This is a genomic window from Streptomyces sp. NPDC093546 (assembly GCF_044765045.1).
Classification (GTDB): Bacteria; Actinomycetota; Actinomycetes; order Streptomycetales; family Streptomycetaceae; genus Streptomyces.
This window is the reverse complement of sequence record NZ_JBIWJG010000003.1, coordinates 563,099-582,701: the sequence shown is the minus strand read 5'-3', so window position 1 is coordinate 582,701 and position 19,603 is coordinate 563,099. Positions and strand designations below refer to the sequence as shown.

Annotated in this window: 17 protein-coding genes and 1 pseudogene; 5 read left to right on the top strand and 13 right to left on the bottom strand. The window is 72.0% G+C overall.

Annotated features, from left to right (window positions below; translation table 11 throughout):
- Positions 1-59: 59 nt before the first annotated feature.
- The gene (locus tag ACIRNI_RS09125) at positions 60-2,249 is read left to right on the top strand and encodes a SpoIIE family protein phosphatase (RefSeq protein WP_403549887.1); all 2,190 of its coding nucleotides are present in this window, start codon (positions 60-62) and stop codon (positions 2,247-2,249) included.
- A gap of 55 nt (positions 2,250-2,304) precedes the next feature.
- Here ACIRNI_RS09125 and ACIRNI_RS09120 read toward each other — a convergent pair whose 3' ends face one another.
- Entirely contained in the window at positions 2,305-3,699 is a 1,395-nt protein-coding gene (locus ACIRNI_RS09120; RefSeq protein WP_403549694.1) for a cellulase family glycosylhydrolase, read from the bottom strand.
- A 299-nt stretch (positions 3,700-3,998) separates the two neighbouring features.
- Between ACIRNI_RS09120 and ACIRNI_RS09115 the strand changes: the two genes are divergently transcribed.
- On the top strand, positions 3,999-4,841 hold the full coding sequence (locus ACIRNI_RS09115; protein WP_403549693.1) for a nucleotidyltransferase domain-containing protein: 843 nt from the start codon (positions 3,999-4,001) through the stop codon (positions 4,839-4,841).
- Between the two features lie 30 nt (positions 4,842-4,871).
- Here ACIRNI_RS09115 and ACIRNI_RS09110 read toward each other — a convergent pair whose 3' ends face one another.
- From ACIRNI_RS09110 to ACIRNI_RS09100, 3 genes are all read right to left on the bottom strand, one after another.
- Positions 4,872-5,378, bottom strand: coding sequence for a DUF6624 domain-containing protein (locus tag ACIRNI_RS09110; protein WP_403549691.1), 507 nt, complete (start codon positions 5,376-5,378; stop codon positions 4,872-4,874).
- A 260-nt stretch (positions 5,379-5,638) separates the two neighbouring features.
- Complete coding sequence (locus tag ACIRNI_RS09105; RefSeq protein WP_403549689.1) at positions 5,639-5,995, bottom strand: hypothetical protein; 357 nt, start codon at positions 5,993-5,995, stop codon at positions 5,639-5,641.
- A gap of 74 nt (positions 5,996-6,069) precedes the next feature.
- Positions 6,070-6,573, bottom strand: coding sequence for a DUF3291 domain-containing protein (locus tag ACIRNI_RS09100; RefSeq protein ID WP_403549687.1), 504 nt, complete (start codon positions 6,571-6,573; stop codon positions 6,070-6,072).
- A gap of 364 nt (positions 6,574-6,937) precedes the next feature.
- On the opposite strand from ACIRNI_RS09100, the pseudogene ACIRNI_RS09095 reads away from it, so the two are divergent.
- Positions 6,938-7,250: pseudogene (locus tag ACIRNI_RS09095) on the top strand (pyridoxamine 5'-phosphate oxidase family protein).
- 79 nt (positions 7,251-7,329) lie between these two features.
- Positions 7,330-7,857, top strand: coding sequence for a DUF1203 domain-containing protein (locus ACIRNI_RS09090; protein WP_403549685.1), 528 nt, complete (start codon positions 7,330-7,332; stop codon positions 7,855-7,857).
- A gap of 15 nt (positions 7,858-7,872) precedes the next feature.
- Here ACIRNI_RS09090 and ACIRNI_RS09085 read toward each other — a convergent pair whose 3' ends face one another.
- The 7 genes from ACIRNI_RS09085 to ACIRNI_RS09055 all read right to left on the bottom strand — a co-directional run bounded on the left by ACIRNI_RS09085 (position 7,873) and on the right by ACIRNI_RS09055 (position 15,891).
- Positions 7,873-8,829: an ABC transporter substrate-binding protein gene (locus ACIRNI_RS09085; RefSeq protein ID WP_403549683.1), complete on the bottom strand. Its 957-nt coding sequence runs from the start codon at positions 8,827-8,829 to the stop codon at positions 7,873-7,875.
- 1 nt (position 8,830) lies between these two features.
- A complete protein-coding gene (locus ACIRNI_RS09080; RefSeq protein ID WP_403549681.1) occupies positions 8,831-10,756 on the bottom strand; it encodes an ABC transporter permease subunit in 1,926 nt (641 codons plus the stop codon).
- Positions 10,753-11,910: a glycine betaine/L-proline ABC transporter ATP-binding protein gene (locus tag ACIRNI_RS09075; RefSeq protein ID WP_403549679.1), complete on the bottom strand. Its 1,158-nt coding sequence runs from the start codon at positions 11,908-11,910 to the stop codon at positions 10,753-10,755. The genes ACIRNI_RS09080 and ACIRNI_RS09075 overlap by 4 nt, the downstream gene beginning before the upstream one ends.
- Complete coding sequence (locus ACIRNI_RS09070) at positions 11,907-13,433, bottom strand: GMC family oxidoreductase (protein ID WP_403549677.1); 1,527 nt, start codon at positions 13,431-13,433, stop codon at positions 11,907-11,909. The genes ACIRNI_RS09075 and ACIRNI_RS09070 overlap by 4 nt, the downstream gene beginning before the upstream one ends.
- A 16-nt stretch (positions 13,434-13,449) precedes the next feature.
- Positions 13,450-14,940, bottom strand: coding sequence for an aldehyde dehydrogenase family protein (locus ACIRNI_RS09065; protein ID WP_403549675.1), 1,491 nt, complete (start codon positions 14,938-14,940; stop codon positions 13,450-13,452).
- 127 nt (positions 14,941-15,067) lie between these two features.
- Entirely contained in the window at positions 15,068-15,634 is a 567-nt protein-coding gene (locus tag ACIRNI_RS09060; RefSeq protein WP_403549673.1) for a hypothetical protein, read from the bottom strand.
- A 2-nt stretch (positions 15,635-15,636) separates the two neighbouring features.
- Positions 15,637-15,891 (bottom strand): helix-turn-helix transcriptional regulator, encoded by a 255-nt coding sequence (locus tag ACIRNI_RS09055; protein ID WP_355363919.1) that lies wholly within the window; start codon positions 15,889-15,891, stop codon positions 15,637-15,639.
- 105 nt (positions 15,892-15,996) lie between these two features.
- Between ACIRNI_RS09055 and ACIRNI_RS09050 the strand changes: the two genes are divergently transcribed.
- Complete coding sequence (locus ACIRNI_RS09050) at positions 15,997-17,157, top strand: acyltransferase family protein (RefSeq protein WP_403549671.1); 1,161 nt, start codon at positions 15,997-15,999, stop codon at positions 17,155-17,157.
- A gap of 17 nt (positions 17,158-17,174) precedes the next feature.
- On the opposite strand, the gene ACIRNI_RS09045 is transcribed toward ACIRNI_RS09050, so the two are convergent.
- Together ACIRNI_RS09045 and ACIRNI_RS09040 are read right to left on the bottom strand one after the other, a co-directional pair.
- Positions 17,175-18,164, bottom strand: coding sequence for a malate dehydrogenase (locus ACIRNI_RS09045; protein WP_403549669.1), 990 nt, complete (start codon positions 18,162-18,164; stop codon positions 17,175-17,177).
- Between the two features lie 216 nt (positions 18,165-18,380).
- Positions 18,381-19,469, bottom strand: a complete 1,089-nt coding sequence (locus ACIRNI_RS09040; RefSeq protein ID WP_403549667.1) for a DUF2690 domain-containing protein — start codon at positions 19,467-19,469, stop codon at positions 18,381-18,383.
- Positions 19,470-19,603 lie beyond the last annotated feature (134 nt).

Sequence of the window (19,603 nt, the reverse complement as noted above, 5' to 3'; positions counted from 1 at the left end):
GGGAGGGCCTCGTGACCGCGGACCCCGGCGCGGACCTCGACGCGGCGCTCGGCGAGACCATGCGCCGTACCGGCGCGTCCATCGGCGCCTTCTACCTGCTGCTCCCGGAGGAGCAGGTACTGCGGCTGGTCGTGGTGGGCGGTGTGCCCGGCGAGCTGGTCGGGCCGTGGACGCGGGTCGCGACGGCGGCCCCGGCGCCCGTGGCGGACGCGGTCCGGGAGGACCGCTTCATCTGGATCGGCGGGCAGGAGGAGATGACCCGTACGTATCCGCGTACCGCGGTGGCCCTGCCGTACCCGCTGGCGCTGGCCGCCGTGCCGGTCGCCGGCGACCGCTGCTGGGGTGCCCTGCTGCTGATGTGGCCCGGGAACCATCCGCCGCGCACGACCCGGCGCGAACGCGGCCACATCACCTCCAGCAGCCGCCGGCTGGCCCGCCTGCTCGACGAGGCCGCGCACGCGGGCCGCCCGGTGACGGCGCCCGAGAAGCCGCGCGTCCTGCCCGCCGACTCCTCGGTCCGGCCGGCTGCGCCTGCGGTTGCGGAACCGGGGGCAGCGCGTCCGGCGGCTCCCCGACCGGATGCTCCCCGAGCGGATGCGGCGCAACCCGCGCTCGCCGCCGCCGACTTCGCCGCCGCCGACTTCGCGGAGCGGCTGCCGGAGGGCTGCTGCGGGCTGGACCTCCAGGGGCGCGTCACGTTCCTGACCGCCAGGGGCGCCGAGCTGCTCGGGCGCGGCGCCGAGAGCCTGCTGGGCACCATGCCGTGGCACTCGCTGCCGTGGCTCGATGACCCGGTGTACGAGGACCGCTACCGCGCGGCGGTCCTGAGCCGCCGGCCCGTGTCGTTCACCGCCTGCCGCCCGCCCGACCAGTGGCTGGACTTCCGGCTGTACCCGGACGCGAGCGGCATCAGCGTACGCATCACCCCGTCGAGCACCGGGCCCCGTCCGGCGGCGGGCCCCACACCCGACGCCACGCCGGGGCGGGAGCCCGGCCCGGACCCGGAACAGCCGCTTCCGGCGGCGGCACCGGCGCGGGCGGGGCAGCTGTACCAGCTGCTGCACCTGGCGGCCGCGCTGACCGAGGCCGTCGGGGTGCAGGACGTGGTGGACAAGGTCGCCGACCAGATCATGCCGGCCTTCGGGGCGCACGGCCTGGTGCTGTCCACCGCCGACTCCGGGCGGCTGCGGATCACCGGCTCACGCGGGTACCCCCAGCACGTCATCGACCGCCTCGACGGCCTCCCCCTCGACACGCGCCTCACCCCGGCGGGGCGGGCCCTCGCCACCGGGGTGCCGTCGTTCTTCACGCACCCCGACGAGATGGCGCGCATCTACCCGGAGGCGCCGCTCATCAGCGGCAAGCAGGCGTGGGCGTTCCTGCCGCTGATCATCTCCGGCCGTCCGGTCGGCATCTGCGTCCTCACGTACGACCAGCCGAGGCCCTTCCCGGCCGAGGAGCGCGCCGTCCTGACCTCGCTCGCCGGGCTGATCGCGCAGGCGCTGGACCGGGCACGGCTGTACGACGCCAAGCACCAGCTCGCCCACGGCCTCCAGCAGGCACTGCTGCCCCACACCCTGCCCGCCGTGACGGGCCTGAGCGTCGCCGCCCGCTACCTGCCCGCCACACGGGGCATGGACATCGGCGGCGACTTCTACGACCTGATCCGCCTCGACGCCACCACGGCGGCGGCCGTCATCGGCGACGTCCAGGGCCACAACGTCTCCGCCGCCGCGCTCATGGGCCAGGTCCGTACGGCCGTCCACACCCACGCGACCGCCGGTGCGGCGCCCGACGAGGTGCTGGCGCGCACCAACCGCCTGCTCCTCGACCTCGACCCGGGCCTCTTCACCACCTGCCTGTACGCCCACCTCGACCTGGGCAACCGCCGCGCCCGCCTGGTCAGCGCGGGCCACCCGCCGCCGCTGCTGCGCCACCCGGACGGCCCCGCCCACCCCCTGGACGTCCCGCCGGGCCCGGTCCTCGGGGTCGCCCCGGACGCCACGTACCCGGTGACGGACATCCCGCTCCACTCCGGCACCCTGCTGGTCCTCTACACGGACGGCCTGGTCGAAACGGCCGGCACGGACATCGAGGACGCCATCGCCGAGGTCGCGGCCCACCTCGACGAACGGCCCGCGGACGAGGATCTCGAACAGGTCCTGGCCGCCCTGCTCCACCACGCCCGGCCCACGCACCACCGCACCGACGACGTCGCACTGATGCTGCTGCGGGCGACGGGCGCGTAAAGGGGGTCGGGGCTCCGGCGGTCCGCCGGAGCCCCGCCCCTTTTCGAGCGTCGGGTCAGCTGGTCGGGAAGGAGTCGGGGGTGCTGATCCGGCTCTTGAGCAGCGCGCCGGACTCGGTCAGGACAGCGCTGCTGCTGTAGTCGGTGCCGTTGCAGGTGCCGGGCTTGAAGGCGGCACTGCCCTCATTGGCGTCGGAGTAGGTCCAGTTCGCGTAGCCGATCTTGTGCTGGTCGAGCAGGTCCAGCCAGGCCTTGCTGCTGGCCTGGTCCACCGCTCCGCCGCCGGTGTAGGTGACCGTGCCGAACTCGGTCACGAACAGCGGCAGCTTCGAGGCCGCCCGGCTCACGGCGGCGCGGTAGTTGTCCTGGTGGCTCGCGGCGTAGAAGTGGAACGCGTACATGATGTTGGTGGCGTTGACCGGGTTGTTGATGATCTCGGTCTCGTTGGAGCCGTCCGAGACGCCCAGCGAGGACCAGCCGCGGGTGCCGACGATGATGACGGCGTCCGGGTCGGCGGCCCGGATCACCGGGATGACCTGCTCGGCGTAGCTCTTGATGGCCGCCCAGCTCACGCCGTTGGGCTCGTTGGCGATCTCGTAGATCACGTTCTTCTTGGCGGCGTTGCGGGCGGCGACGGAGGCGAAGAACGTCTTCGCGCGCTCGAGGTTGTAGTTCGGGTCGCCCGGCGTCAGGGTGTGGAAGTCGATCATCGCGTACATGCCCCGGGCCTCGGCCATGTCGACGAGGCTGTTCACACGGCTGGTGAAGCCCGCCGGGTCGGTCTCGTAGCCCTGCTCCTGGACGTACATGGCGATGCGGAACAGGTCCGACTTCCAGTCCTTCGCCAGCGCGTCCATGGAGGCGTTGTTGTAGCACTTGCCGAACCACTGGATGCCGTGCGTGCTCATGCCGCGCAGCTGGATGGGGCGGTTGTACTGGTTGCAGAGGTACACCCCGCAGACGCGCAGCTGTCCGTTGATGCTCACGGGGGTGCCGGTGCCCGGGTTGGGGTTGGGGTCCGGGTCGGGCGGGGGCTCCTCGCCTCCGACGGAGCCCGTACAGGCCACGCCGTTGAGCGTGAAGGCCGTGGGCTTGGGGTTGCTGCCCGTGAACGAGCCGGTGAACCCCAGGTCGGCGGCCGCGCCGGTGGCCAGGGTGCGGTTCCAGTCGACACCGGCGGCGCTGACCGTGGAACCGGACTGCGACCAGGTGGCGTTCCAGCCCTGGACGACCTTCTGCCCGGCGTCCGGCAGGGTGAACTTGAGCGTCCAACCGGTGAGGGGGTCGCCCAGGTTGGTCACCTTCACCCCGGCCTGGAAGCCGCCCTGCCACTGGTTGGTGATCGTGTAGTCGACCTTGCAGCCGGTGGCCGCGGCGGCCGGGGGGCTCGCCAGTGCGGTGAGGCCCAGAGCCGTCGCGCAGGTGGCGAGTAAGGCCACGAAGCGTTTCATCGCGTTCTCCTCGTGCGAAGCGGATACGAGCACGATGGGAGCGCTCCCAAAACCCATCGGCCCGGACGGTACACCGGTGGGGCAATGCGCGTATAGGCATTCGACGGGGGATTCGACAGCGATTCGACGGCGATTCGACTGGGGCCCGACGGCCGGGCGGGCGCCTTCCGTAGAATCGGGGCCATGGGCAACTTCTCCTGACCGACGTGGTGTTACGCGGCCATCGGCCCGGCGCAGCTACGGGCTCCGTCAGCGTGCCCGCACGCCCAGCTCAGCTCAGCTCAGGAGAAGCCGACCCCATGAAGTCCCTTCACTCCGCCCACTCCGCCTCCCCCGCCCTGGACGACCGCATCGCCCGGCTGCGGCGGCTCGCCCAGGCCGAACCCCGCCTGGACGGCGTCCTGCTCTACGGTTCCTGGACCGTGGGCGAGGCCGACGCCCACTCCGACATCGAGGCGTACCTGTACGTCCAGGACGAGCACGTCGACACCTTCGACGGCACCGCCTTCCTGGAGCAGCTCGCGCCGCTGGCGCTCGCGTACACCAACATGTACGGCGTCCTCGCGGTCGTCTTCGACGACCTGATGCGCGGCGAGTTCCACATCGCGGCCGCCGGGCCCGGCATCGACGAAGTCCCCACCTGGGAAGGCATGGTGCACCTCCCGTACCCCGGGGACGCGGTCCTGCTCGACCGCACCGGCCGCCTGACCGAGGCCGCCCGGCACCTGTCCGCGTTCCGTCCGCCCGAGCCCATCGGCACCGCCCAGCGGCTCGCCGACGAGCTCGCCAACTGGACGCTCATGCTCGCCCACGTCCTGGCCCGCGGCGAAGTCGCGCGCTCCCACGCCCTGCTGCACACGGTGATCGCTCCGCAGCAGCTCCAGCTCTGCCGCCTGCTGCGCGGCAGCACGTCCCACTGGCTCACGCCGAGCCGCGCCCTGGAACAGGACCTGCCCGCCACGGACCGCGCCCGCTACACCGCGACCACCGCTGCCGCTCTGGAGGAGGACGTACGCGTCGCCGCCCGCACCAGCTGGCGCTGGAGCCGCGACCTGGCCTCCGAGGCGGCGGCCCGCTGGGGGATCCGTCTCCCGCGGGAGCTGCACGAGCGGATCGGCGAGCTGCTGGACGCCCGTCACTGAGCCCAGCGGGGCCGAGGGAGGGCCGGAGCGTCAGGCCGTCGCGAACTTGGCGACGTACGCGTCGAAGGGCTCGATGCCGACCTCCGCGCGCAGCTCGTCCACGCGCTCCGGCTCTTCGCAGGGCCACGGAACCGGCGCCCCGTCCTTCACGCCGGCGATCTGAGTGCCGTAGATCTGCTTGCGGCCCTCGTTGACCAGCGTGCGGTCGCGCAGAAAGGCCAGCTCGCGCGGTCCGGCCGAGCCCGCCGACACCGCCTGTTGCATCAGCCGGAGCGCGCGTCGCTGCACGTCGAGCTGCCGGTCGGCGTGCTGGGCGATCAGCCAGGCCGCGCGTGCGGCCTCCTCGCCGACCATGTCCGCCGTCGGCCAGCCGTACTCGTCCATGATCTCGTTGAGCCGGTCACCGTGGCGGACGGTCAGCCGCCTCCAGGCCAGCTGCTCGGCGGGGTCGTCACTGTTCGCGTGGACGGAGGCCCGGTGATCGGCGGCGGCCATGGCTGTGAGCTCCTGCGCCGGCGCGGCAAGGTCCTGCACCACTCATCAACTCCGTTTGGTCCTCAAGGCGTTGCTTCCTGCCTGCCTACCCTAGGAGCGCACATCGGACCTAAAGATCATTCCGGAGGACGGTGACGGGCGCCTCGGCGCACCGCGATAATGGAACTACCCCGGCAGGCTGCCCAGCAAGGGTGCGACCCAGCGCTGCCAGTAGTCGTTACCGGGGCCCATGCGAGCAGGATCGCACTCAGCAAGACGGCCCGCCGGAACCGTCGGGGTTCGGCGGGCCGACCTGCCTGGTATCAGCAGTGCGAAACGTAGTAGCGCCACCTGTCCCCGGAGCCGGGCGTGCCGTTGCCCAGGGAGTTGACGTACACGGCGGACGCGTAGCCGTAGACGCCGGTGGCGGTGTTCCGTCCGCGCACCCACACCGTGCTGCCGGACACGTTCGTGCCGTCCGTCCAGCAGTCCACGTAGAAGTTCTGCCCACGCTGCCCCTGACCCACCGCCGTGCAGGAGGTGTAGGCGCAGGTACGGATGTTCACTCCGTCCCCGAGGAAGAAGCCGGCCGTCGCCGCCTGAGCGGTACCGGCCATCGTCATTCCGCCGAGCATCAGCGTGGCACCGGCGACCACTGTCGCCCGAAGCACGTTCCTCATGTGACTACCCCCGTAGGTCGACTCGTCGAGTGACTGAACCCAGACAAACAGGAAGGTCATGATCACGTCAACGGCTAGGGTGCACAGGGCTTCTGGAAGGTGAAGGCGTGCGGCGTGGAGCCGTGGTCGTGGAGGTGTTCCAGCCTGGAAACCCCGTCCTGCCAGGTGGGTATCGTGCCGTCGGCGACCCACCAGAACGCGTGACTCGGGTGTCCTGTCCTCTCGAACCAGTCGTAACGCCTGTTCAGCGCCTTGCGGTGCAGGCCTGTGTAGATGGCGTCGAAGGCGGAGCGCAGGTCGGTCCAGAGGGAGAGGGTCGTCGCCAGGGCGGTGGTTTCCGCCGTACGGCCCTTGCCGTACCAGGCCGGTACGGCGAACTCGCCCCATGCACCCCAGTCCAAGTCGAAGTGTGTGCCGCGTTCACCGTCTGCCGCTTCAGCGTGAGCGAGGTACCCGGGGTGCTTGCTGATCTCCGGGTAGATGGCCTCGCCGCTCTCGTGGAGTTCGCGCGTGAGAGGTGCGGGATCGGCGAGAGGTGACTTCAGGACGCCGAAGGTGTACAGCGCGAGTTGGGACATTCGTCTCTCCCTGGTCGGGGTGCCTGGTGTGGGTCCGCTTCGGTCGCTTACGCATGAGGGCGAGGGCTCATGGGGTGTGGACAGCTCAGCCCTGTCGCGGATGGCTCAGCCCGAAGGAACTCCTGCGCGATCGTGGGCGATCGCCGAAGACCAGGTGAAGGTAGCTCCCTCTGCGGGCCCTGTCGAAGTTGCGTTTTGCCTGCCCAAGTGGCCTCGTGCACGGCTCATTGACCGCTACGGCGCCGCGGATCGCGCGACCTTGGCGGTTGTGCGGTACCGGGTCCTGTAGGGCCTGTTGCGCCATGGGTGGATGGACTTCCGACTGGCCTGGAATGCCCCCGCATGCCCGCGAGTTGAGCACGTCATGACTCAAGGCCCCGCACCCCGGTCCCTGTCCGACGACGCTCTCTCCGAACTGCTGAGCACTCAGCAGTTCGGCACCCTCGCCACCAACAAGCGCAGTGGCCATCCTCATCTCACCACCATGCTCTACAGCTGGGACGCATCACCACCACGCCGGGGACGCGACCGGGCGAGAGCTGCTGGCGATGATCCCTGAGGCCGCGCGCCCCGAGGACGAGGACGCGTTCCTGGAGCAGTTGGTCGCCGAGCGCCGTGTGGTCCTCCGGCTGAAGGTGTCTCGGCTGTACGGGACGGCACTCGACATCAACGGCTGAGACTGGTCACAGCCACTCCAGGCAGTGCGACGTCCGATTCCCGCCAGCGCGGTGACCTGGGGCCTCCGATGCTGAAGGCATGACCACAGCCATCACCAGCACCAGCACCAGCACCTACGAAGTGCGGGCCATCCCGCCCGCCGTCCTGCGGGAGTTGCGGGAGCGGGACGACGCCGGGGTCGCGCGGGAGAGCGTCACCGACGCCGAGGGCGGCGCCCCGCTGCGCTGCTGTCTGCGGCACAGCGAGGCGGGCGAGCGGCTGGTGCTCGTGGCGTACGCGCCGTTGCGGCGCTGGGCCGCGGAGACCGGGGCCGAGCCGGGGGCGTACGACGAGTGCGGGCCCGTGTTCATCCACGCCGAGGAGTGCGCGGGGCCGGCCCCGGGCGGGGGCTACCCGGTCGAGATGCACGGCGCGCTGCGGGTGCTGCGCGCCTACGACGTACGCGGGCACATCCTCGGGGGCACACTCCTGGAACTTCCCCAGGAGCGTGCCGCCGAGGTGGAGCACGCGCTGCGCGAGGTGTTCGCCGATCCGGCGGTGGCGCTGGTGCACGTGCGGGCCGTGCTCTTCGGCTGCTTCATGGCCGAAGTGCGCCGCCGCCGGTGACGGCGGCCACGGCGGCTACGGAAGCCACGCCCGCCACGTCGGCTCGTTCGCCTTGACCCACTTCTCGGCGGCCTCCTCCGGCGAGAGCTTCTGCGCGGCGATCATCAGCGCGACGTCGTTCTGCGCCTCCGTCGTCCAGCGGAAGTTCTTCAGGAAGGCGGCCGCCTCCCCGCCCTTCTTCGCGAAGTCCGCGTTCAGGAACTTCTGCAGCGGCGTGTGCGGGTACGCGCAGGCGACCTTCTTCGGGTCGGCGTCGCAGCCCTCCTTGTACGGGGGCAGCTTCACCTCCGTCATCGGCACCTTCTCGAAGAGCCACTGCGGCTTGTACCAGTACGTCAGGAACGGCTTCTTCTCCTTGGCGAACTGCTCGATCTGGGTGATCTGCGCCGCCTCCGAGCCCGCGAAGACGACCTTGTAGTCCAGGCCGAGGTTCTTCACGAGCGCCTTGTCGTTCGTGACGTACGACGGGGAGCCGTCGAGCAGCTGGCCCTTGCCGCCGCTCTCCGCCGTCCGCAGCTGGTCGGCGTACTTGTTGAGGTTCTTCCAGTCGGTGACGTCCGGGTGGGCCTCGGCGAAGTAGGTGGGGACGTACCAGCCGATGTGGCCGGTCACGCCGAGGTCGCCGCCGCGTACGACGGTCTTCTTGTCGTCGACGTACCGCTTCTCCTCGTCCGGGTGGCCCCAGTCCTCCATGAGGGCGTCCACCCGGCCCTGGCTGAGCGCGTCCCAGGCAGGGACCTCGTCGATCTGGACGGTGTCGACGCGGTAGCCCAGCTCGTGTTCGAGGAGGTACTTCGCGACGGCCACGTTGGCCTGCGCGCCCACCCACGACGGGACGGAGAGCGTGACCGTCTTCGCGCCCTGGGCGGCGGCGTACGGGGACGCCTGCTTGGTCATGTCCGCCGCGCCGCAGGCGGTCAGCGGCAGCAGGGTCAGGGCGGCGAGCAGGGGGGCCATGACGCGCTTGCGCATGTCAGGCCTCCTTTCCGGTCGACTGGACGGTCGGCTGGGTCACCCGGTCGAGCATCAGGCCCAGGCACACGATCGCGGCGCCCGCGACCAGGCCGGTCGCCAGGTCGCCCTGGGCGAGGCCGAAGACGACGTCGTAGCCGAGCGCCCCGCCGCCCACCAGGCCGCCGATGATGACGACGGCGAGGACGAGCACGACCGCCTGGTTGACGGCCAGCAGCAGTGCGGGCCGGGCGAGCGGGAATTGGACCTGGCGCAGCTGCTGCCAGCTCGTCGCGCCGAGCGACCGCGCGGACTCCAGCGCCACCGGGTCAACGCCCCGCAGGCCCTGTGTGGTGATGCGGACGACGGCGGGCAGCGCGTACACCACGGCGGCGGCGACCGCCGGGGCGCGGCCCACGCCGAAGAGCGCCACCACCGGGATGAGGTACACGAACTGCGGCATCGTCTGGAAGACGTCGAGGACCGGGCGCAGGCAGCGTTCGACCCGCGCGCTGCGGGCGGCGGCGACCGCGACGGCGAAGCCCAGCACCAGCGTGACGGCCACGGCGGCGAGCACCTGCGACAGCGTGTCGAGGGACGCGTCCCAGACGCCGAGCACACCGATGGCCGCCATCGCGGCGACGGCCGTCAGCGCCGTGCGCCAGGTGCCGACGAGCAGTGCCAGTACGCCGACCAGCAGCAGGAGGGTCCACCAGGGCAGCGCCTGGAGGCCGTCGCGGAGCGGGTCGAGCACCCACTGGGTGAAGTGACCCGCCCAGTCGGCCGTGCCGCCGATGACGGGGACGCCCGAGTAGAGGTGGGCGGTCATCCAGTCGACGGCCCGGTTGACGGGCCCGGCGATGTCCAGGTGCCACGCCTCGGGCCAGCTGAGCCCGCCGACCAGGCGGCCGGTCACGGCGGCGGCCACCACGCCCACCGCGCAGGCGATCGAGTCGCGGCGGCCGCGTGCCGACGCCCGCGCGCCCGTCGCCGTACGGTCCATCACCACGGCCAGCAGCACGATCGGGATGCCGGCGGCGAGCGCGGCGCCCACGTCGACGGAGGCGAGCGCCTGGTAGACGCGGTCGCCGAGGCCGCCGGCGCCGATGACGGAGGCGATGACCGCCATGGACAGCGCCATCATGATCGACTGGTTGACGCCGAGGAGCAGCTCCTTGCGGGCCAGCGGGAGGCGCGCGGTCAGCAGCCGCTGCCGCCCGGTCGCGCCGAGCGAGGCCGAGGCCTCCAGCACGCCCGCGTCGGCGCCGCGCAGGCCGAGCGCGGTGAGGCGGGCCATGGGCGGTGCGGCGTAGACGACGGTCGCGAGGACGGCCGCCGGTACGCCGATGCCGAAGACCAGCACGACGGGGAGCAGGTACGCGAACGCGGGCAGCACCTGCATCGTGTCGAGCACGGGCCGCAGCGCCCGGTACGTACGGTCCGACAGTCCGGCCGCGAGGCCGAGCAGCGCGCCGAGCGCGACGGACGCGGCGACGGCCACGACCATCAGGGCGAGGGTCTGCATGGTCGGCACCCACATGCCGAGCAGCCCGCACACGGCGAACGCGGCGACGGCGGTGAGCCCGAGGCGCCACCCGGCGACGCGCCAGGCGATGACGCCCGCGGCGGCGGTGACACCGGCCCATCCGGCGGCGAGCAGCACGAGGTACACGGCGCGCACGGAGAGGACGACGGCGTTGCTGATGTGCCCGAAGAAGTACAGGAAGAGGGGGTGGCTGTCGCGGTGGTCGATGATCCAGTCGCTGGTCGTGCCGAGCGGGCCGGACAGGTCGACGGAGAGCGCGGTGGGCCAGTCGCCGCCGCCCGCGAAGAGGGCACCGAGCGGGAGGAGGACGAGCGCGGCGGCCAGCGGCCAGTACCTGCGCAGGGCGCGTACGGCGGTCGGCAGCCGGGGCTGCTGCACGGGGGTGGTGACGGCTGCGGTCATGCCGCCGCCTTCCGCCCGGCGGCGGGGTCACCCGTGGGTACCGCCTCGCTGGTGGGGATTCCCGCCACCACCGACAGCAGGTCCTTGTGGTCCACGACCCCGACCCACCGGCCGCCGTCGACCACGCGGACGGGGCCGCCGCTGCGGGCGACGGCCTCGATGGCCTCGGAGACGGTGGCGTCCGGGGCGACCGCGGCCGCCGACTCGGCGGTGTCGTCGGCGTCGCAGGGCGGCCGCATGGCGGTGCGTACCGTCATCACCTGCTCGCGCGGCACGTCGCGCACGAAGTCGCGTACGTAGTCGTCGGCGGGCGCGCCCACGATCTCCTCGGGCGTGCCGAGCTGCACGATCCTGCCGTCGCGCATGAGGGCGATCCGGTCGCCGAGGCGCAGTGCCTCGTTCAGGTCGTGGGTGATGAAGACCATCGTGCGGCCCTCCTCGCGGTGGAGGCGTACGACCTCCTCCTGCATGTCCCGCCGGATGAGCGGGTCCAGCGCGCTGAACGGCTCGTCGAAGAGCAGCACCTCGGGGTCGACGGCGAGGGCGCGGGCGAGGCCCACGCGCTGCTGCTGGCCGCCGGAGAGCTGGGCGGGCGTGCGGTCCTCCAGGCCCTCCAGGCCGACCTTGGCGACGACCTCGGCGGCCTTGGCGCGGCGCTCGGCCCGCGCGACGCCCTGGATCTCGAGGCCGTAGGCGACGTTGTCGAGGACCGTGCGGTGCGGCAGCAGGCCGAAGTGCTGGAAGACCATGGCGGCGCGGTGGCGGCGCAGTTCGCGCAGCCGGTTCCTGTCCATGGCGGTGACGTCCTCGCCGTCGATGGCGACGGTGCCGGAGGTCGGCTCGATGAGCCGGGTCAGGCAGCGGACGAGGGTGGACTTGCCGGAGCCGGACAGGCCCATGACGACGAAGACCTCGCCCTTGCGCACGTCGAAGGAGACGTCGCGGACGGCGGCGGTGCAGCCGGTGCGCTCGCGCAGTTCGGCGGCGGGGAGGGCGGCGAGCTCGGGAGAGCCGGGTATCCGGTCGGCCTTGGGGCCGAAGACCTTCCACAGGCCGTCGACGGAAAAGACGGGGGTACTGGCCGGGGCACCGGCAGCGGTACCGGCGGGGGTACTCACAGGGGTACGGACAGCGCTACTGACAGTGGTACTCATCGGGCGTCACCTCGCAGCAGATCGGCGGCCTTCTCCCCGACCATCAGCACGCCGATCATCGGGTTGACGGCCGGAATGGTCGGGAAGACGGACGCGTCGGCGATCCGGATGCCGTCCAGGCCCCGGACCTTCAGGTCGGGCGACACGACGGCGAGGTCGTCGCCCTCGGCGCCCATCCGGCAGGTACCGGCCGGGTGGTAGACGGTGTGCGCGACCTGCCGGGCGTACGCGCTCAGCTCCTCCTCGTCGGTGACCTCCGGACCGGGGCACACCTCGCGCTTGAGCCAGCCGGCCAGCGGCTCGGTCTTCGCGATCTCGCGCGCGATGCGGATGCCGTCGACGAGCGTGCGGCCGTCGTAATCGTCCTCGTCCGTGAAGTAGCGGAAGTCGAGGGCGGGCTTGACCTCGGGGTCCGCGCTGGTGAGGTAGAGGCGTCCGCGGCTGCGCGGCTTGGGGATGTTCGGCGTCATCGACACGCCGTGCGCGGGGCGTTCGTAGCCGAGGCGCTCCGGGTTGTCGGTGAAGGGGATTTGGTAGAAGTGGAACATCAGGTCCGGGCCCGGGGACTGCGGGTCGCGGCGGACGAAGAGGCCCGCGTCGCTGTCCATGGCGGAGTTCTCGGGGATCGGCCCGTGCGTCTCCCAGACGATGACCGACTCGGGGTGGTCGAGGAGGTTCTCGCCGACGCCCGGCAGGTCGTGCACGACCGGGATGCCGAGCTGCTCCAGGTCGGCCTTGGGGCCGACGCCGGAGTGCAGCAGCAGCCGGGGCGTGTCGACGGCGCCGGCGCAGACGACGACCTCGTGGCGGGCGGTGACGAGCCGCTCCTCGCCGTCCTTCGTGCGGACGTGGACGCCGCGCGCGGTGGTGCCGTCGAACTCCAGCCGGTACGCCCAGGTCTCCAGCATCAGATGGAGGTTGGGCCGCTGCTCCATGATCGGGTGGAGGTACGCGACCGACGCCGACGAACGCTTGTTGGTCTCGGGGTGGTAGGCGAGGTCGAAGAAGCCGACGCCCTCGTGGAAGGGCTTGTCGTTGAAGCCCTCGACGCGCGGGACGCCGAGCGCGGCCTGGGCGGCGTCGACGAAGTCGCGGGCGATGGCGTTCCGGTCCTTCTCGTCGACCGACACGATGTTGTTGAGGAGCTTGTCGTAGTACGGGTCCATGGCGGCCGCGTGCCAGCCCTCGGCGCCCGCCTCCTCCCACTCGTCCCAGTCGGACGGCAGCGGCTTGAAGGAGATGAGGGTGTTGTGCGAGGAGCAGCCGCCGAGCACGCGGGCGCGGCTGTGCCGGATGTGGGAGTTGCCGCGTGGCTGCGGGGTGGTGGGGTAGTCGTAGTCCAGGTCGCCGCCGAGCAGGCCCATCCAGCGGCGCAGGGTCAGCACGTCGGGGCGGTCGACGTCGCTGGGGCCACCCTCGATGACGGCGACGGTGACGTCGGGGTCGGCGGTGAGGCGGTGCGCGATGACGGAGCCGGCGGTTCCGCCGCCGACGACGACGTAGTCGTACGCGTGGGTGTTCACAAGGTTCTCCCGCTGGTCAGCCCGCGAACCAGCGCACGGGGCGCGGGGCCAGGTTCTGGTAGACGTGCTTGGACTCGCGGTACTCGGCGAGCCCGGAGGGGCCGAGCTCGCGGCCGATGCCGCTCTTGCCGAAGCCGCCCCACTCCGCCTGCGGCAGGTAGGGGTGGAAGTCGTTGATCCAGACGGTGCCGTGGCGCAGCCGCCCGGCGACGCGCCGCGCGCGGCCGGGGTCGGCGGTCCAGACGCCGCCCGCGAGACCGTACTCGGTGTCGTTGGCGAGGGTGATCGCCTCGTCCTCCGTACGGAAGGTCTCGACGGTCAGGACGGGGCCGAAGACCTCTTCGCGGACGACGCGCATGGCGCGGTGGCACTGGTCGAGGACGGTCGGCCGGTAGAAGTAGCCGGGGCCGTCGGGGCGTTCGCCGCCCGCGCGCAGGACCGCGCCCTCGGCGAGGGCGGAGGCGACGTACTCCTCGGTGCGGGCGAGCTGCCGGGCGGAGACGAGCGGGCCGCACTCGACGCCCTCGTCGGTGCCGCGGCCGATGCGGATCCGCTCGGCGCGGCGGGCGAGTTCGGCGACGAAGCGCTCGCGCACCGACTCCTCGATGATGAGGCGGGAGCCGGCCGAGCAGACCTGGCCGCTGTGGATGAAGGCGGCGTTGAGTGCCTGGTCGACGGCGGTGTCGAAGCCCTCGTCGGTCGCGCAGGCGTCGGCGAAGACGACGTTGGGGTTCTTGCCGCCCAGTTCGAGGGCGACCTTCTTGACGGTGTCGGCGGCGGCGCGCATCACCTTCGTACCGCTGACGAGTCCGCCGGTGAAGGAGACCAGGTCGACGTCGGGGTGTTCGGCGAGGCGGGCGCCGACGGGGTCGCCGGGGCCGGTGACGAGGTTGGCGACGCCGGCCGGGAGGCCCGCCTCCACCAGCAGCTCGATGAGGGCGACGGTGGTGAGCGGGGTGATCTCGCTGGGCTTGACGACGAAGGTGTTGCCCGCGGCCAGGGCGGGGGCGATCTTCCAGCTGGCCTGCAGCAGCGGGTAGTTCCACGGCGTGATCAGCGCGCAGACGCCGACGGGCTCGTGGACGACGACGCTGTGGATGTCGGGCGAGCCGGCGTCGACGACGCGGCCGCCGCTCTCGGCGGCGACGAGGTCGGCGTAGTAGCGGAAGGCGTCGGCGACGCAGTCGATGTCGACCCGGCCCTCTTCGAGGGTCTTGCCCGCGTCGCGGCTCTCCAGCAGGCCGAGCTTCTCGCGGTCGCGCCGCAGCAGGTCGGCGACGCGGTGCAGCAGCGCGGCCCGCTCGGCGACGGGGGTGCGCGGCCAGGCGCCGCGGCCCCCGTCGAATGCCGTGCGGGCTGCGGCGACGGCGGCGTCGGTGTCCTCGGTGCCGCCTTCCGCCACGACCGCGAGGGTCGTGGCGTCGGCCGGGTCGAGGATGTCCCTGGTGGCTCCGGAGGTGGCCGAGCGCCACTCTCCTCCCACGTGGATGGTCTGTTGTTCCGCCACGGTCGCGTTCTGCCTTCCGGTCGTGCCTGTCCTGGTCGGGTGGTCGTCACCGACGGTGGTCGGCGACCGGGGACCCTGCCCGGAGCGGCGGAAAGCATGCGGGATCAGTACGCGAAAGTGGGTTTGGTCACTCCGCTACGGGGTCCCCGTAGAGGTCGGGCTCGTCGTCCTCGGCGCGGATTCCGGCCACCCACAGCGGCATCACCCAGTGGATGACGAGCGCGCTGAACAGCGCGGCGAAGGCGAGCCCCTCGAACCGCACGTCGGCGAACCACGTCACGGCGCCCATGACCGCGGCGGCGATCAGCAGGATCCCAGTGGTGATCCGGTGGGCCAGCGCCCGCACCCGGTCACGCTCCGCGAGCTGGCGCTCGTCGAGCATCCGGCCGCGCAGTTCGAGCAGCCCCCGCGTGGCGGCGTTGATGGCGCCGGTGGCGACGCACCAGGGCAGCACCAGCGCGAGCAGGACGAAGGCGGGCCAGAGCGCGTCGGCGTCCAGGACCATGAGGAGCCATACGGCGATGGAGGCGAGCGTCATCAGGACGTGGGCCCCCACCACCGCGCGCCTGCGCGCCGCCGTGGCGTACAGCGCGGCCGCCTCGCGCCTGTTCATGAGCGCGTACATCCGCCGGTCGTAGCGCGTCGCCGTCGCGGTCCCGGTCGTGGTCCCGGTCGTGATCGTTGACCTGGTCATGCTCACTGCTTCCTCCCGTTTGCCCCGTAGATCTCACTGGTGAGCGGCTGGAACGGCTCCAGCGAAAACAGCGCCTCCACCGGCAGCCCGAAGAAGCGGGCCATCTTCAACGCCAGGTCGAGGCTCGGGTTGTACTGCCCGCGCTCGATGTAACCGATGGTCTGGTAGTGGACGCCCACGGCCTGGGCGAGTGCCTGTCGCGACACCTTCCGCTCGGCCCGGACCACTGCCAGCCTGTTGTGCACCTGCTCGCTCATGTATAAGAAGTACTACATTCGATCATGCTTCGCAATAATCCGAATGGATGACCGGCAGGGGCGTCGCTCCCCGGCCCGGCGGCCGGGCCGACCTAGGGTGCGTCCATGCGCAGCAGCGACGACCGCGTCTATCTCGCCCCCGTCGACCACCTGCGGGCCGTCGCCGCTGTGCTCGTCGTCCTCTACCACGGGTGCCAGCTGCTGAGCGCGCGCATCGAGGGGCGGCCGCGCTTCGTGGCGGGCACGGACTGGCTGTACTCGACGAACCCCGCCGCCACCCTCGTCTTCGAAGGCCACACGGGCGTCGCGCTCTTCATGGTCCTGTCCGGCTTCATCTTCACCGTCGGCACGCACGGCCGCCCGATCCGCTACGGCCGCTTCCTCACCAACCGGCTGCTGCGCATCTACCCGCTGTACCTGGTGATCGCCGTCCTCGGCCTGGCCACCCACGTCTCCCTGCCGACCTTTCAGGACCTGCTGCGCGTCCTGACGTTCGCGACGCCGAGCCTGCCCTACGGGGGCGTGTTCTGGACGCTCTGCGTGGAGATGCAGTTCTACCTGGTCTTCCCGCTGCTCAACCGGCTCCTGACGGAGCGTGGGCCGGGCGCCCTGCTGCGCCTGCTGGCCGCGGTCGCCCTGCTGCGGGCGCTGGTGTGGCTCAGCAGCCCGGCGCCCGCGCCGCACACGGCGGCGCTCTACCTGGGCCTGGCGGGGCGCATCGACCAGTTCCTGCTGGGGATGCTGGCCGCCTGGGTGTACGTGCACCACCGCGAGCGGCTGCGGGCGGCGGCCCGGTGGCTGGCGCCGGTGGCGCTGAGCCTCGCGCTGGGGGTGCTCTGGTCGTACAACCAGCTCCACGGGTACGTCTCCGACAGCCCGCTGAAGCTGGCGTGGAGCGGCATCGAGGGGGCGGTGTGGGCGCTGGTGGTCGTCGCGTACGTGGCGGGCGCCGGGCGCGGCGGGGGCGGCCGGGTGTCCCGGTGGCTGGCCCGGCTCGGGGAGGTCAGCTTCTCGGTGTACCTGACGCACTTCATGGTGCTCACGCTGCTGTGCGAGTACGCCTGGTTCCCCGGCGTCCTGCCCCCGGTGGGCGAGGCGTTCCTGCTCACGCTGCTGGTCGCGCTGCCGCTGACGGTGGCGGTGTCGTTCGTGACGTACCACGCCATCGAACTGCCGTTCCTGCGACTGCGGCGCCCGTACGTGGAGACCGCGAGCGCGGCGGAAACACCGCGCCCCCGGCAGCGGGCGGGCTACCGGGGGCGGTGAGTGATGCCGTCTCAGGCTCAGATCAGGCCGAGGCCGCGCACCGCGTCGCGCTCCTCCACCAGCTCCTGCACCGACGCGTCGATGCGCGTGCGCGAGAACTCGTTGACGTCCAGGCCCTGGACGATCTCGTACCGGCCGTCCTTGCAGGTGACCGGGAAGGAGGAGATCAGGCCCTCCGGGACGCTGTAGGAGCCGTCCGACGGGATGGCCATGGAGGTCCAGTCGCCCTCGGCGGTGCCGTTCACCCACGTGTGGACGTGGTCGATCGCGGCGTTCGCGGCGGAGGCGGCCGAGGAGGCGCCACGGGCCTCGATGATGGCGGCGCCGCGCTTGGCGACGGTCGGGATGAAGTCGTCGGCCAGCCACTTCTCGTCGTCGACGACCTCGGCGGCGTTCTTGCCGGCGATGGTGGCGTGGAAGATGTCCGGGTACTGGGTGGCGGAGTGGTTGCCCCAGATCGTCAGCTTCTTGATGTCGGAGACCTGGGCGCCGGTCTTCTTCGCCAGCTGCGACAGCGCGCGGTTGTGGTCCAGGCGGGTCATCGCGGTGAAGCGCTCGGCCGGAACGTCCGGGGCGGCGGCCTGCGCGATGAGCGCGTTGGTGTTGGCCGGGTTGCCGACGACGAGCACCTTGACGTCGTCCGCGGCGTGGTCGTTGATGGCCTTGCCCTGCGGCTTGAAGATGCCGCCGTTGGCCTCCAGCAGGTCGCCGCGCTCCATGCCCTTCGTACGCGGGCGGGCACCCACGAGCAGCGCGACGTTGGCGCCGTCGAAGGCGACGTTCGGGTCGTCGGTGATGTCGATGCCGCGCAGCAGCGGGAAGGCGCAGTCGTCGAGCTCCATGGCGGTGCCCTCGGCGGCCTTGAGGCCCTGCGGGATCTCCAGGAGGCGGAGCTTGACCGGCACGTCCGCGCCGAGCAGGTGGCCGGAGGCGATGCGGAAGAGCAGCGCGTAACCGATCTGGCCGGCCGCGCCGGTCACGGTGACATTCACGGGAGTGCGGGTCATGGCGATCTCCGTAAGACAGCTGGCGGTGGGGGTCCCTGCCCCGGGTGCTGGACACCCCTTCTCCGTTGAGCCGACCGGCTGATCGGCCGCGATCGACCATCTGATCGATCGGTGTCTCGACGTGAAGAGATATCCAGCGGTCAGGCTATCCGACCCGGCCCCCCCTCAACCCCCGCCCCCTTGTGTCGCGGCTCACTGAAATCGCCCGCGCCCCGCTCACTGCGGGGTGGTGCAGCCCTGGGTGCCGGTCGCCAGCGTGGCGCACGCCTTCACGTCGGCGGCCCCGGCCGCCGCGACCATGGGCGTGTAGGTGTCGGTGTCGATCTTCACGGCGCCGTTCTGCGTCGCGTCGCCGGACGTGATCCGGACGGTGTCGCCCGCCTTCGCCTGCGTGAGCCGGGCCCACGCGGCGCCGCACGTCTTGCTGTAGCGGACCTCGACCTTCGCCGTGCCGACCGCCGCGGAGGCGACCGTCGTGGCGTACTGGCCGCCGCAGCCCATGGCTTCCGGGTCCTGGCCGGTGCAGTCGCCGCCGGCGCACTTGACGCCCTCGGGCAGCGGCGCGGAGGCGCTGGTGCTGGGCGGGGCGGACGGCGACTTCGCCACGGGGGTGCCGCCTTGGCCGTCCTCGTCGCCGCCGAGGCCCGAGACCAGATACGCCCCGACGGCCACCAGCAGCACACCGAGCGCGCCCGCGAGGGCCATGGGCACCTTGCTCTTGCCGCCCCGGCGACGCGCCCGCGCGGCTGCGGGTGCGGGTTCCGGCGCCGAGTCCACAGGCGGCGCGGGCCACGCCGGGCCGCGCCGGGCGGGGCCGTTGGGGCCCCCGTCGGGCGGTATGACGGACGGTCGGTCGCCGCCCGCGCCGCGGCCGGCCGGGGCCTCCTGGGCCGCCTGTGCCGCCTGTGCCGCCTTCGCGGGCTTCGTACGGGACGAGCCGTCGGCACCGGGGCCGGCGTCGCCGCCGAACTCGCCGAGCGCGGCGCGCGCCTGCGAGATGCGTATCGCTTCCATCGTCATGTCGTGGCGCATCTCGGCGCGGCTCCAGGCCCGCTCCGCCAGCTCCCACATGGTCGTGAGGTGCACCGGGTTCGTGCCGGTGACCTCGGCCAGGGCGACGATCGCCCCCTTGGGCGCGAGCAGGCGCCCGTTGAGATAGCGCTCCCACGACGTCTTGCTGTAACCGGTGCGGTCCGAGACCGCGGCGATGCTCAGTCCGCTGCGGTCCACCAGTCGGCGCAGCTGATGGGCGAACTCCTTGACCTGTGGGTCGAGCTCCTCCGGTAGCGCCTTCCAACGAGGCATTGCCTCCCCCTTGTCCCCCGTACGTGCCTGATGTGCTCCCCGCGCCGCGTGCCCCCTTGCCGCCCCCCGGACCGGGTGCCACCGAGGGGGATGCGCGGAGCCAGGATGTCAGTTCCTCGGGCGGGGGCGCACGG